We start from the raw sequence: 12,828 nt of genomic DNA, 5'->3' as shown, positions 1-12,828 counted from the left end.
GGGCTTCAAGGTTTACCACGGATAGGTCATCGGCCGATCTCGGCGATGCCGGTGATGCGGTGCAGGGCGAAGCGGTGGACCGTCGCCCGGGTCTCGTCGTAGGCGGTGAGGTAGCCGCCCTCCATCCGGGCCGGTTCGAGGATGCGGCTGGTGGCGTGCCCCTGGGAGTCGAGGTAGCCGATCCACACCCGCGACCCCTGCCGGATGGCCTCCTGCAGCGCGCTGATCGTGGCGGTCGCGGGGGAGCGGGGCACCTGGCCCTCCGGCGCCTCCACGGGCCGCCGCCGCGAGTCCCCCGCCCGCATCGCCCGCACGGCCGCGTCGATCACCTCGGGATCGGGAGCATTGCTCGCGGTCACGCGCGCGGCGAGCTGCCCCTCGGTCCGCCGGGCGTCGGCCCGCGCGACGACCACGTCGCCCTCCAGCGACTCGGCCACCGGCGCGTACCCCATCGCCCGAAGGGAGTCGACCAGCGCGGCCCTGGACGTCTTGGAAGCCAGCACGGTCGGCGCGAGCCGCCGCAGTCGCAGCAGGTGGGCCCGCTTGTCGGCGAGCACCTCGTCGAGCAGGGCCGGGTCGTCGCACCGGATGTACGCCGACGCCGTGCCGACCCGGATGCGTCCGTGGCGGCGGGCGACATCGGCGACCAGATACCTCAGCGGCTGCGGGACCGGGGTGGCCGAGTGCCGTTCCAGCACGGCGAGCAGGTCGTCGGCGGAATGACCGGCGTCGAGCGCGCGGCGGACCGACTGCTCGGAGAAGCGGTACACCGTCGCGCCGCCCTTGCTCTCCACGTCGGCCGTGAGCGCGAGCCTGCGGCCGAGGTCGGTGGTCAGCGGGCCCGGCGCCACGGCCGTGAGGTCGGCCTGCAGCAGCACGTGGTCGACCGGCTCCGGCAGCAGCGGCGCCAGCAGGCCTGCCGCCGTGCCGTCGCCGCGGGCCACGGCACGGCCGTGCGTGGCCGGCACACCGAGCCCGGTCACGCCGATGTGCTCGGCCTCGCGCAGCGCGAAGCGTACGAGCCGGTCGCGCAGCGCGGGACGGCGGCGGGGCTGCTCCCAGGCGAGCCGGGCCAGCACCGACTCGGGCGTCGGCGCGAGGCCGGGCGGGGCCGACTCCAGCACGGCGAGCATGCGCGCCCGCATCTGTGCGGCGCCCGGCCTGCGCAGGTCGGGATGGAGGGCGTTCAGCGGCCGGTCGCGGTCGTCCCGTTCGCCGATCAGGCCGGGGGCGCGTTCCATGGCGGCCCACGCGACGGCGAGCACGGCCCAGCGGTCCTCGGTGGCCTTGATCCGCCAGCCGTCGTAGCCGCCCGTCGGCAGCCATTCCCCCTCGCCCGCCGCGACCAGCCCGGCCGCGTGCGCGACCTCGACCACCAGCCCCGCCGCCCACTCCGGCAGGTCGAGAAGCTGGGCCGTCCGCCTGAGGTCCCGTACGGCGAGGCCGCCCGCGCGCAGCACGCCCGGCGGGTCCACGCTCCACACCTCGCACAGATCCTCGACCGTGCGCACGAACGTGAACGCCTGCCCGGCGGCCGTGCGGTCGGCCAGGTCCTGGTCGCGTACGGGCCCTTCCAAAGCGGGCGGGCCGGGGGACAGGTCGCGGTGCACCCGGCCGTCGCGAAGCACGAGGGCGACCTCACGGGGGAGCGCGACGGTCTCCTCCCCGGTCGCGCCGAGCAGCCCGCGGGCCAGCAGTTGCTCGATGGGCGAGTGGGCGCTCGCGGCGTCCACCTCCCGGCGGGCGTTCGGCAGCCGCCCGCTCGACGGGCCCCAGACGAGCTCGTCCAGGGCCGCCCGCGCCTGGGGGGAGACCTCGCCGACGAGGCGCGCGACCGTCGCGGGGTCGGCCAGCAGCGCCGCGAGCCGCTCTCCGGCCGGTCGTCCGCCGTCCGGCTGTTCACCGCCGCTGCCGCCCTCGCCCGCCGGGTCGATGTCCCGCAGGAGCACGTCCAGCCGTTCCGGCGAGTGGTGGCGGAACACCTCGGCGGCCGGCGGCCCCAGGGCCGCCGGGGGTTCGAGCGCGTCGGTCACGCCCGGCGCGGGCAGCAGCGCATCGCCGGGCCCGTAGACCAGGGCGCGCGTGGTCAGCACGTCGAGCGCGGCGTCGAGGGCGCGACCGAGGGTCTCGTCGTCCCGGTCGCCGGGAACGGCACGGCGGAGCAGGGACGAGAGCGTCTCACGGCCGGCGGCGCCGGGCCGCAGGGCCAGCGTCTCCAGCACGGCGAGCGAGAAGCGGTCGAGCCGGTCGAGCGCCCGGCCGATGGCCGAGGGACTGCAGGCGCGCGCGGCCAGACCGTCGATGTGCGCGGGGACGGGCGTCACGAGTTCGGGCCGCGCCGCCACGAGCGCCCGCAGTCGCTCGTCGGAACGGCCGCGTAGCCACTCGCTGAAGTCCGTGCCCGTCATTCTCTCCATGGTAGGGCGGGAGCTTCGTCCGGCCGCCGGAGCGCCGGTGTGGCAGGGGTTCCGCGCGTCTGGGCGGCGCCGCGGGGAAAGATCCACACGAATCTGGTCATGGGACGCTTGAATCGCTTCTGGGTGGGTCCACGGGGCCGGTCTTGGGCATAACCTACATCCATCACCTTCACGACAGTCTGAACGAGGTCACCCCTGTGCCGAGTGGCAAGGTCAAGTGGTACGACGCCGACAAGGGTTTCGGCTTCCTCACCCGCGACGACGGCGGTGAGGTCTTCGTGCATTCCTCCGCTCTGCCCAAGGGAGTCGAGGCGCTCAAGCCCGGGCAGAAGGTCGAGTTCGGTGTGGCCGAGGGCCGCCGCGGACAGCAGGCGCTCTCGGTGCGGGTGATCGACCAGCCGCCGACGCTGGCCAAGGCCGCCAAGGGCAAGACGAAGCGGAAGAAGCCCGACGAGATGGTCGTGATCGTCGAGGATCTGATCAAGCTGCTCGACGACATCTCGAACTCCTACCAGCGGGGCAAGCACCCGGACGCCGCGCACGCCAAGAAGATCGCGACCGTGCTGCGCGCCGTCGCCGACGACCTCGACGCCTGATCTCCCGGCGGATCCCGTACGTCCCCGCCGCCAACGTCCCCGCCGCCCGTGCAGGTCACGGACGGCCAGGTCACGGACGGCGGGGCCACGGACGGCCCGCGAGCTCAGCCGGCCGTGGCGGCGCGGGCGGTGAGCCTGCGGCGGCGGAGCATGACGAGGCGGCCGAAGGAGAGCGCGAGGGCGGCGGACATCACGCCGAACCCGGCGGGGCCGGCCACGAACAGCGACATCACCAGGCCCAGCAGGCCGCCGAGCACCCAGGCGATCTGGAGCAGCGTCTCGGCGACGCCGAACGCCGAGGAGCGCACCTCCTCGCCGATCTCGCGCTGCACGATGGCGTCGAACGCGAGCTTGCCGAGGCCCTGGGCGAACGCGCCCACGAGGGCCACGGCGGCGGCGGTCCACAGGGTGAAGAAGAACGCCGCGGCGACGGTGGCGACCGTGGCCAGCGCGAGCGTGGCCATGACGGTCAGGTGCGGCGACCGGGAGCGGGACCGGGAGCCGGCGGCGGCCCCGGCCAGGCCGCCCGCGCCCGCGGCGGTGGCCAGCAGCGCCAGCGCGACCTTGGGGTCCACGCCGCGCAGGTGACCGTCCTGGACGAGGAACAGCAGGAAGAACACGAGGAAGCCCGACTGCACCCGGATCGCGGCGTTGGCGCCCATGGCCTCGCCCACCACGGGGCCCAGGTTGAGCACGGTGCGCCAGCGGGGGCGTGGCTCGGTCTGCTCCAGGTCGGGCGCGTCCACGTGCCGCGGCAGCCGTACGGCGAACATCCCGGACAGCAGGAACAGCGGCACGGCGCCGCGCAGCACCCAGTCGGCGCCGGCGACGGTCGACACGCCGGCAGCGACGCCGGCGCCCACACCGGCCGACACCAGCGCGAACAACGCGACCCTGGCGTTGGCCGTCACCAGCGGGATGTCGGCGGGCAGCACGCTCGGCATGATCGCCGCACGGGACACGTTGTAGGCCTTCGACAGAACCAGTACGGCGAGCGCCGAAGGGAACAGGGTGACCGCGTCGGAGGTGTGGACGGCGCCGGCCATCCCCCAGCACAGCAGGCCCCGCGCGAGCAGGGTGCCGGCCATGATGTAGCGGCGGCCGGAGCGGAGCCGGTCGAGCACCGGCCCGACGAAGGGCGCCACCACCGCGAACGGCAGCATGGTGATCAGCAGATAGGCCGCGACCTGACCGCGGGCCTGGCCGACCGGCAGCCCGAACAGCAGCGCCCCGGCGAGGGCCACGGTGACCAGTGCGTCCCCGGCGGAATGGGCGGCCGTCAGCTCGATGAGACGGCCGAGACCGGTGCGGCCCGCTCCCTGGGCGTGCGTCAGCCGGCGCGTCGCCCGCGCCGGCGCTCTCACAACACGCGCGACTTTCGCCCAAATCTTCACCATAGGCACCGAGGGTCCTTCCATGTTTGCCCATCGAGCCGGTGCGGTCCGCTCGCGGCGTGGGTGAAAATGGAGTGTGAGTCGTACCCGAATCCGTAGCACTCCAGTCGACCAGGCCTGTGCCGCGGCGGTCGACCTCGCCCGCCGGGCCGCGGAGAACATCGCGCGCCCCGGGGAGGTGGGAGAGCACCTGGGCTTCGACAACGAGGGCGACCGGGTCGTCACCCACTACTTCGAGTGCCTCGACCGCGCCTACCGCGGCTGGCGCTGGGCGGTCACCGTCACCCGGGCCGCCCGCGCCCGCGTCGTGACCGTGAGCGAGACCGTGCTTCTGCCCGGCTCGGGCGCGCTGCTCCCTCCCCGCTGGGTGCCGTGGAACGAGCGGCTGCGCCCTGGTGACCTCGGTGTGGGCGACCTGCTGCCGGTCGAGGCCGACGACGACCGGCTCGTGCCCGGGTTCGCCTCCGCCGACGAGGACATCGACAAGCAGGCGATCTTCGAGCTGGGCCTGGGGCGCGCGCGCGTCCTGTCGGTGCTCGGCCGCGACCTCGCCGCGCGGCGCTGGACCGCCGGTGAGCCGGGACCGCACACCCCGATCGCGCACGCCGCCCCCGCGCAATGCTCCACCTGCGGCTTCTACTGGCCGCTCGCCGGAGCGCTGGGCCTCGGCTTCGGCGTCTGCGCCAACGAGTACGCGCCGGACGACGGCCGCGTGGTGTCCGCCGATCACGGCTGCGGGGCGCATTCCGAGGCGACCACCGTGCCCTCGATGGTCGTGGACGCGGCGCCCCCGATTCTGGACGACATGGGATACGACATCATCGAGTCAGGCTCTGTGGACGAGGCCGGCTCCGAACCCCTGGGTCACGCCTGATCATGTTTGACACCGCACGCCTGCGTGACACCGTTCTCGCGGCCTGGACGGCCTCGCCCGCCCGCTTCCGCGAGGACGCCAACGCCGAGGAGGACTTCGCCCTCGGCGGCTACCGCGACCGGCTGGTCGTGGAGCTCGCCCAGAACGCCGCCGACGCCGCGCTGCGGGCCGGCGTGCCGGGCCGCCTGCGGCTGACGCTCGCCGACGGCGTGCTGCTGGCCGCCAACTCCGGGGCGCCGCTCGACCAGACCGGCGTCGAGGGCCTGTGCACGCTGCGCGTCTCGGGCAAGAAAGACGAGGCGGGAGCGGCCGGCCGGTTCGGCGTCGGCTTCGCCGCCGTGGTGTCGGTGACCGACACCCCCTCGGTCGCCTCCCGCGCGACCGGGAGCGCGTCTCGGGCCATCAACGGAGTCCGCTGGTCCCGGAAGGAGACCGCCGCGCTGGTCGCCGCCCGGCCGGAGCTCGCCGCCGAGCTGGAGGGCCGGGAGGGGCACGTCCCGCTGCTGCGGCTGCCGTTCTCCGACGACTCCTTCGACGTGCCCGAGGGTTTTGACACGCTCGTCCGGCTCCCGCTGCGCGACCAGGCCGCCGAGCAGGCCGTACGGCGGATGCTGGAGGAGGCGGGGCCCGCGCTGCCGCTGTCGATGCCGGCGCTGGAGACCGTCGAGATCGAGGTGGACGGGCGGACCCGCACGATCTCGGCCGAGGGCTGGCACGTGGTCGCCGAGTCGGGCACGTTCGGCCCCGAGCAGGTGGCCGAGCTGTTCGCCGACCGGCCGACCGAGGAGCGGGCCCGGCCCTACTGGGAGGTCCGCTGGGCCGTCCCCGCCGACCGCCGCGGCGATTCTCCCAAGGTGGTCCCCGGGGCGGTGCCCAGGGTGGTGCACGCGCCGACGCCGAGCGACGAGCCGCTCGACCTGCCCGCCCTGCTGATCGCGTCGTTCCCGATGACCACCGACCGGCGGCACGTCGCCCCCGGGCCGCTCACCGACTTCCTGGTCGCCAGGGCCGCCGAGGCGTACGTGCGGCTGCTGGGGGAGCTCCCGGCGACCCCGGACCTGCTCGACCTCGTGCCCGGCCTGATGGGCAAGGGCGCGCTCGACGCGGCGATCAGGCGGGAGATCGTCAAGGCGCTGCCGGACACGCCGCTGCTGCCGACGATCTCCGAGGGCGTCGTGCCGGGAAGCCAGGCGCGGGCGGTCGACGGGACGGCCGGCTTCCTGGCGAAGATCGCCGGCCTCGTCCCCGGGCTGCTTCCGGCGGGCTGGGCCTCCCGGCACCCGGCGCTGACCACGCTCGGCGTACGCCGGGTCGACCTGGCGGACGTCGTGGACATGCTGTCCGGCGAGGCGGTGGAGGACAAGGACCCGGCGTGGTGGCGGTCGCTGTATGAGGTGCTGCCCGCCGACGACCCGGAGGCGATCGGCGCCGTCGCGGTGCCGCTGGCCGACGGCCGCCTGGTGCGGGGCCCGCGCGGCACGCTCGTGCTGTCGCAGGAGTCGGGCACCTTTGACCCTGCCCTGCTCGCGCCGCTCGGGCTGCGGATCGTCCACCCGGACGCCGTCCACCCGCTGCTGCTGCGGCTGGGCGCGGCCGAGGCGGCCCCGCGTACGGTGCTGGAGGACCCGCTCACCCACGCGGCCGTGTCCGAGTCGCTGAACAGCGCCGACCCCGAGCCGGTGGCCCAGGCCGTGCTGGCCCTGGTCGACGCGGCGGGCCTGACCGCGGGGGAGGCCCCGTGGCTGGCCGACCTGGCGCTGCGCGGCGCCGACGGCGAGATGTACGCGGCGGGTGAGCTGCTGCTGGCCGAGGGCTCGCTGGCCGGGCTCATCGACCCGGAGGTGCCGTTCGGCGTCGCCGCCCCCGACCTGGTGGAGAAGTTCGGCCCGCACGTGCTGGCGGCGGCCGGGGTGCTCGACGGCTTCGCCGTGGTCAACGACTCCGACGTGCTGCTCGACCCCGCCGAGTGCGACCACGATCTCGACCTTGAGGACGAGTGGCTGGAGGCCGTGCTCGACCTGCTGCCCGGCCTGCTGAACTCCAGCCTGCCGAACCCCGGTTCGCCGAACGCCGGCCTCGACGTTCCGCCGGTGGTCCGGGAGTTCACCGCCGTACGCGACCTGGAGTACGTCGCCGACTGGTCCGACGCGCTCGCGCTGCTGTCGCGGCCCCCGCTGCGCGCCGCCCTGCGGCCCATGCGGGTGCTCGCGGCGGGGGAGACCGTCGAGGTGCCGTCGTACACGGCCTGGTGGCTGTCGCGGCACCCGGTGCTCGGCGGGCGCAAGCCGACTGAGCTGCGGCTCGCGACGGGCGACCCGCTGCTGTTCGGCCTGTACGGCGAGGCGCCGGCGGGGATCGACGAGGACGCACTGAAGATGATCGGCGTCCGGTCCACCCTCGCCGAACTGCTCGGCTCGCACGGCGGCCCGGAAGAGCTGCTCGACCTGCTGGCCGACCCGTCGCTTGAGGTCGACCGGGTTCAGCTGCGGTCCCTGTGGATCGCGCTGGCGGCCGTCGACCCCGCCCGGGTGAGCCCGCCCGAGGCCGTACGCGCCGTGCTGAAGGGCACGATCACGGTCGCGGACGCCGAAGACGGCCCGGTCGTGGTGGAGGCGCCCGACCTGCTCGCCCTGGTCGAGGACCGGCCGCTCGTGCTCGCGCCGTTCGACCTCGCCGAGGCGCTGTCGGAGGTGCTCGACCTGCCGCTCGCCGGGGAGGTCGTCACCGGCGCGGTCACCTCGGCTGGAGCCGACACGCCCGTGCCGCCCGAGGTGCGCTCGCTGCTGCCCGGCGCCCCCGCGACGTACGTCGAGCACGACGAGCTGCTGGTGGACGGCAGGCCGGTGCCGTGGCGGTTCTTCGAGGGCGTGGTGCACGCGACCGGCGTCGACGGCCTGGCCAGGGGTCTCGCCTGGGCGGCCGGCCAGTGGGGCGACCGCCTCGCCGTCGCGGCGCTCCTGCGTGACCCCGCCAGGGTGCCCCTGCTGCTCGCCGAGTCCGACCTCGACCCCACAACCTCACTGTCGTGATCTTGTAGTTTGTCGCGGGGAAGGCTCTGAACTGGGCCTCCGCCCTTCGTGATCTTGCAGTTGTGTCACGGTCGTGTGGCATGGCCTGTGTGTACGCGCTCCGTGATCTTGCAGTGCAAGATCACGGAAAGGGAGTGTGCAGGTCGGGCCAGGGCACCCATGACGGAGCGCAAGGTCACACACCGCATATGCGCAGGTCGGGCGTGGTGTCTGCAACAAACTGCAAGATCACGAGCGGGAGTCGCGGCGGCGGACGTAGAGGATGCCGAACAGGCCGAGGCCGATCCCGGCGACGCAGACCCAGGCCGGCCGCGGGTCGGCCGGTCTGACCACCAGCAGTACGACGGCCAGGGCGATCACCCACGCTGCCGTCCCGGCCAGGATCGTCACGGTGTCCCTCGTCCTGAGAGGCATGGGGTCCGGCCGGCGCTCGCTCACGTCAGCCAGCTTAGAAGGTCGCGGCAGTGCGCCGGTATCTTCATGACAAACCAGTCACGAAAGGACAACGCTGGTCCCCTGGCTCTTTCCGCGGATGGTAAGGGCCTGCGACTCTGCGCGCGTGAATGCGAACCCTATGAAGACCCCTGATTTCCTCGATCGATACTTCTCCATCTCAGCCCGTGGATCCTCCGTCGGACAAGAGGTCCGCGGCGGCTTCGCCACCTTCTTCACGATGGCCTACATCGTGGTGCTCAACCCGCTCATCATCGGCACCGTCGCCGACAAGACGGGCCAGTTCCTCGGCGACGGGAAGAACCCCAGCATCGCCCTGGTCGCCGCGGCCACCGCGTTCGTCGCCGGCATCCTCACGATCGTCATGGGCGTCTTCGGCCGGGTGCCGTTCGCCCTGGCCACCGGCCTCGGACTGAACGCCTTCCTCGCCTTCGGCATCGCCAGCCAGATGTCGTGGGAGGACGCGATGGGCCTGGTGGTCCTTGAGGGCATCGTCATCGCGATCCTCGTGGTGACGGGTTTCCGGGTGGCGGTGTTCCACGCGATCCCGGCCCAGCTCAAGACCGCGATCAGCGTCGGCATCGGCCTGTTCATCGCGTTGATCGGGTTCGTCGACGCCGGGTTCGTCCGGCGCATGCCGGACGCGAGCGGCACCACGGTCCCGGTCAAGCTCGGCGCGCTGGGCAACGGCTCGCTGACCGGGTGGCCCACGCTCGTCTTCGTCGTCGGCCTGCTCGTGACGGCCTTCCTCGTCGCCCGCAGGGTCAAGGGCGCCATCCTGCTCGGGATCGTCGGCACGACCGTGCTCGCCGTGATCGTCGAGGCGATCGGCAAGATCGGGCCGCAGACCCCGGACGGGAGCAACCCCAACGGATGGTCGCTCAACGTGCCCACGTGGCCGAAGAACTTCATCGAGCTGCCCGATCTGTCGCTGCTCGGCCAGTTCAGCCTGTTCGGCAGCTTCGCCAAGATCGGCGGACTGGCGGCCGTGATGTTCGTCTTCACCCTCATGCTCGCCGACTTCTTCGACACGATGGGCACGATCGTCGGCGTGGGCCGCCAGGCGAACCTGGTCCAGGAGGACGGGACCGTCGAGCGCACCAAGGAGATCTTGCTCGTCGACTCGCTCGCGGCGGCGGCCGGCGGCGCGGCCGGCGTCTCGTCCAACACCACCTACATCGAGTCGGCGGCGGGCGTCGGCGAGGGCGCGCGCACCGGTCTGGCGAGCATCGTCACCGGCGTGCTGTTCCTGCTGGCCATGTTCTTCGCCCCGCTGACGGAGATCGTGCCGTTCGAGGCGGCGACTCCGGCCCTCGTGGTCGTCGGCTTCCTCATGATGACCCAGGTCAAGGAGATCGACTTCAGCGACTTCGAGACCGCGATCCCCGCGTTCCTGACCATCGTGCTCATGCCGTTCACGTACTCGATCACCGCCGGAATCGGCGCGGGCTTCGTGAGCTACATCGTCATCAAGGCGTTCCGCGGCAAGGCACGCGATCTGCACCCCCTGATGTGGCTGGTGGGCGCGCTGTTCGTCGTGTACTTCGCGCTGGAGCCCATCAAGAGCCTGCTCGGCCTGAGCTGATCCGTGCCGTGGGGAGGCCGCCGTGGCGACGCCGGGACGACACCGGGACGACACCGGGACGACGCCGGGACGATGCCACGGCGGCGCGCGTCACAGGGTCATGGCGGCGGCGAGCGCGCAGCAGGCGGCCGTGAGCATGAGCGCGTGCAGGATCATGTGCTCAAGGTTGGGCCGCGGCGCGTCGCCCCGCCGGGGGAGCACGATGACGGTCTTCGCGTAGGTGCGCGCGTGCAGCGCGGCCCAGGTCTCGCCCGTGCCCGCCGTCGCCCACGGCACGGTCACCCCGGCCAGGTACGGCAGCCACCACAGGGCCAGGCCGCTCAGGACCGCGAGCAGTTCGACGGCCGCCCCGGCGTAGGCGAGGGCGGGCAGCCCGGCCGCGGCCGCCCAGACGAGCAGCAGGGCGGGGAGCGCCATGATCGGCCCGTTCACGGCCACCTCGGTCAGCTTCTCCGACCTCTTCGCCTCCCGCACGTTGTTGAACGGGAACAGGTCGGCGAGCGTGGTGACGATGAAGTAGGCGTCGGTGGCGACGACGAGGATCAGCGCGGCGAGAAACATGGTCGGACGTCCTTACTGAGCGGGGATCATCGGGGGAATCACGCGCCGTGCCGCGCCTGGATTCCGTCCAGGAACGTCGAGACGGCGGTGTCGAACCAGGCGTCGTAGTAGGCGGCGGGTGCGGCCGGCGGCTCCGGCGTCTCGCCGAACTCGGCCAGGGCGAGGCCGTTCACCAGGACGTACAGCGCCTGGACCAGGTGCAGCGCCTCGTCGTCGGTGACGCGCAGCCCTTCGTGCATGGCCGACAGGACGAGGGGCACGGCGTTCTCGAACACCTCCGGCGACGCGTTCCGCACGGCGACGACGGCCGCGGCCCCGGGATGGGCCCGCAGGGCCTCGCGCAGGTCGCGCGCCATGCGGTGAAGCAGCTCCCGCCAGGGCCGGCCGGGAACGAACGCCGTGACCACCTGACGCGCGACGCGGTCCGCGACCAGCTGGAGCAGGGCCGCCTTGTTCGGCACGTGGTAGTAGAGCGACGCCGCCTTCACCTCGAGGTGCGCGGCCAGCGTGCGCATGGAGAGCGCGGCGAAGCCCTCCCGATCCAGGACGTCGAAGGCGGCGTGGACGATCGCCTCGGTGTCGATACGTGCGGCCGGGCTCATGTCGCTCCTTTCTAACGTTGTTAGAATGACATCAACCTAACATCGTTAGAAAGCGGCGGCAAGTGCGGAAATCTGTCGGTGGGTCGGGCTAGGGTCGTGACGTGGCCGTGAGGGGACAGCGTTCGGTGCCGGTGGAGTTGCTGCCGCGGCTGCGCCTGGCGAGGGACCGCATGGACCGCGACTACCGGAGCGAGCTCGATCTCGACCGGCTCGCGGCCGTCGCCGGGGTCTCCAAGTTCTACTTCGTCCGCTGCTTTGAGGCGGCGTACGGCGAGACGCCGATGCGCTACCTCACCCGGCGGCGGCTGGAGCGCGCCCAGGACCTGCTGCGTTTCGCCAACCTGACCGTGACCGAGGTCTGCATGACCGTCGGATTCAGCAGCCTGGGCTCGTTCTCGGCCAAGTTCCGCCGGATGGTGGGGGAGAGCCCGAGCGAATACCGCGACCGGTGGGCGGCGCGCGGCGGCCCCCGCGTCCCCGGCTGCTACCTGTTCATGAATGGAGTGCTCCACCTCGGGGGCGCGCCGAAGCGGGACGACGATTGCGCAATTTCGGAGAAGCCCAGGTCAGAGGGGGCGCAGTAGCGTCTTCCGCATGATTCGGAACGTCTCCTTGATCACGCTCTACTGCCAGGACCAGGATGAGGCCCGCGACTTCTACGTGGACGTCCTCGGCTTCGTCTCCAACACCGATATCCAGATGGACGGGTTTCGCTGGGTCACCATCAACCACCCGGACCACCCAGAGCTCGAGATCACGCTGATGAAGCCGGGGCCTCCGCTCGACGACGAGGGCACCGACTTCTACCGCAGGCAACTCGACAAGGGCCAGGCGGGCGGCCTGGGACTGCGCGTGGACGACTGCCGCAAGACCTGCCAGGAGCTCACGGCCAAGGGCGTGACGATCCTGCAGGAGCCCTCGGAGCGGCCGTACGGGGTGGAGGCGGTCATCCGCGACAACCAGGGCAACTGGCTCGTCCTGGTCGAGCCGAAGGAGTTCACGCCGGAGGACTTCGCCTGACGCGATGCAGGTACGAGGCCCGGCCCCCACGCGGGGGCCGGGCCTCGATCGTTCGTGGGACCGTTCGTGGGACCCTTCGAGGGACGTTGGTGAGGCCGTTCGTGGGATCGTTCGTGGCCGGGATCGCGCCGGTACGGTGTGTCGCGATCACCCTGCAGAGCGGAAGCGCCCTGCAGAGTGGAAGCGCTGTGCAGAGCGGAAGCATCATGCGGAAGCATCGTGCGCAGCAGGGAGCATTGTGCGGAGCGGGGAGCATCGTGCGGAGCGGGGAGCATCGTGCGGAGCAGGGAGCATCGT

Annotated in this window: 11 protein-coding genes; 6 read left to right on the top strand and 5 right to left on the bottom strand. The window is 72.6% G+C overall.

Annotation, left to right across the window (positions count from 1 at the left end):
• Positions 1–26 precede the first annotated feature (26 nt).
• Positions 27–2,408, bottom strand: coding sequence for a helicase-associated domain-containing protein (locus FLX07_RS29715; protein WP_142574996.1), 2,382 nt, complete (start codon positions 2,406–2,408; stop codon positions 27–29).
• A gap of 206 nt (positions 2,409–2,614) precedes the next feature.
• Here FLX07_RS29715 and FLX07_RS29710 point away from each other — a divergent pair, with 206 nt between their 5' ends.
• A complete protein-coding gene (locus FLX07_RS29710; RefSeq protein WP_142574995.1) occupies positions 2,615–3,013 on the top strand; it encodes a cold-shock protein in 399 nt (132 codons plus the stop codon).
• A 104-nt stretch (positions 3,014–3,117) separates the two neighbouring features.
• On the opposite strand, the gene FLX07_RS29705 is transcribed toward FLX07_RS29710, so the two are convergent.
• Positions 3,118–4,377: an MFS transporter gene (locus tag FLX07_RS29705; RefSeq protein WP_229689945.1), complete on the bottom strand. Its 1,260-nt coding sequence runs from the start codon at positions 4,375–4,377 to the stop codon at positions 3,118–3,120.
• 106 nt (positions 4,378–4,483) lie between these two features.
• Here FLX07_RS29705 and FLX07_RS29700 point away from each other — a divergent pair, with 106 nt between their 5' ends.
• Entirely contained in the window at positions 4,484–5,281 is a 798-nt protein-coding gene (locus FLX07_RS29700; RefSeq protein ID WP_142574993.1) for a DUF3027 domain-containing protein, read from the top strand.
• Between the two features lie 2 nt (positions 5,282–5,283).
• On the top strand, positions 5,284–8,310 hold the full coding sequence (locus FLX07_RS29695; RefSeq protein WP_142574992.1) for a sacsin N-terminal ATP-binding-like domain-containing protein: 3,027 nt from the start codon (positions 5,284–5,286) through the stop codon (positions 8,308–8,310).
• A 228-nt stretch (positions 8,311–8,538) separates the two neighbouring features.
• Here FLX07_RS29695 and FLX07_RS29690 read toward each other — a convergent pair whose 3' ends face one another.
• A complete protein-coding gene (locus FLX07_RS29690) occupies positions 8,539–8,748 on the bottom strand; it encodes a DUF2530 domain-containing protein (RefSeq protein WP_229689944.1) in 210 nt (69 codons plus the stop codon).
• Between the two features lie 136 nt (positions 8,749–8,884).
• Here FLX07_RS29690 and FLX07_RS29685 point away from each other — a divergent pair, with 136 nt between their 5' ends.
• On the top strand, positions 8,885–10,348 hold the full coding sequence (locus FLX07_RS29685; protein ID WP_208762452.1) for an NCS2 family permease: 1,464 nt from the start codon (positions 8,885–8,887) through the stop codon (positions 10,346–10,348).
• Positions 10,349–10,438: 90 nt separating this feature from the next.
• Here the strand turns inward: FLX07_RS29685 and FLX07_RS29680 are convergent, their stop codons facing one another.
• The gene (locus tag FLX07_RS29680) at positions 10,439–10,909 is read right to left on the bottom strand and encodes a hypothetical protein (RefSeq protein ID WP_142574990.1); all 471 of its coding nucleotides are present in this window, start codon (positions 10,907–10,909) and stop codon (positions 10,439–10,441) included.
• A gap of 38 nt (positions 10,910–10,947) precedes the next feature.
• Entirely contained in the window at positions 10,948–11,511 is a 564-nt protein-coding gene (locus FLX07_RS29675; RefSeq protein ID WP_142574989.1) for a TetR/AcrR family transcriptional regulator, read from the bottom strand.
• A 101-nt stretch (positions 11,512–11,612) separates the two neighbouring features.
• On the opposite strand from FLX07_RS29675, the gene FLX07_RS29670 reads away from it, so the two are divergent.
• Both FLX07_RS29670 and FLX07_RS29665 read left to right on the top strand, forming a co-directional pair.
• Entirely contained in the window at positions 11,613–12,095 is a 483-nt protein-coding gene (locus tag FLX07_RS29670; protein WP_229689943.1) for a helix-turn-helix transcriptional regulator, read from the top strand.
• A 10-nt stretch (positions 12,096–12,105) separates the two neighbouring features.
• On the top strand, positions 12,106–12,531 hold the full coding sequence (locus FLX07_RS29665; protein ID WP_142574988.1) for a VOC family protein: 426 nt from the start codon (positions 12,106–12,108) through the stop codon (positions 12,529–12,531).
• The last annotated feature ends 297 nt before the right edge of the window (positions 12,532–12,828 follow it).

This window comes from Microbispora bryophytorum (assembly GCF_006874465.1).
Classification (GTDB): domain Bacteria; phylum Actinomycetota; class Actinomycetes; order Streptosporangiales; family Streptosporangiaceae; genus Microbispora; species Microbispora bryophytorum.
Note: the sequence above shows the minus strand (reverse complement) of the source record. Positions and strands in the feature narration are given on the sequence as shown.

Coding starts and splice junctions, on each gene's coding strand:
- FLX07_RS29675 (WP_142574989.1), bottom strand. CDS start 11,511: ATGAGCCCGGCCGCACGTATCGACACCGAGGCGATCGTCCACGCCGCC.
- FLX07_RS29665 (WP_142574988.1), top strand. CDS start 12,106: ATGATTCGGAACGTCTCCTTGATCACGCTCTACTGCCAGGACCAGGAT.
- FLX07_RS29715 (WP_142574996.1), bottom strand. CDS start 2,408: ATGACGGGCACGGACTTCAGCGAGTGGCTACGCGGCCGTTCCGACGAG.
- FLX07_RS29680 (WP_142574990.1), bottom strand. CDS start 10,909: ATGTTTCTCGCCGCGCTGATCCTCGTCGTCGCCACCGACGCCTACTTC.
- FLX07_RS29685 (WP_208762452.1), top strand. CDS start 8,885: ATGAAGACCCCTGATTTCCTCGATCGATACTTCTCCATCTCAGCCCGT.
- FLX07_RS29695 (WP_142574992.1), top strand. CDS start 5,284: ATGTTTGACACCGCACGCCTGCGTGACACCGTTCTCGCGGCCTGGACG.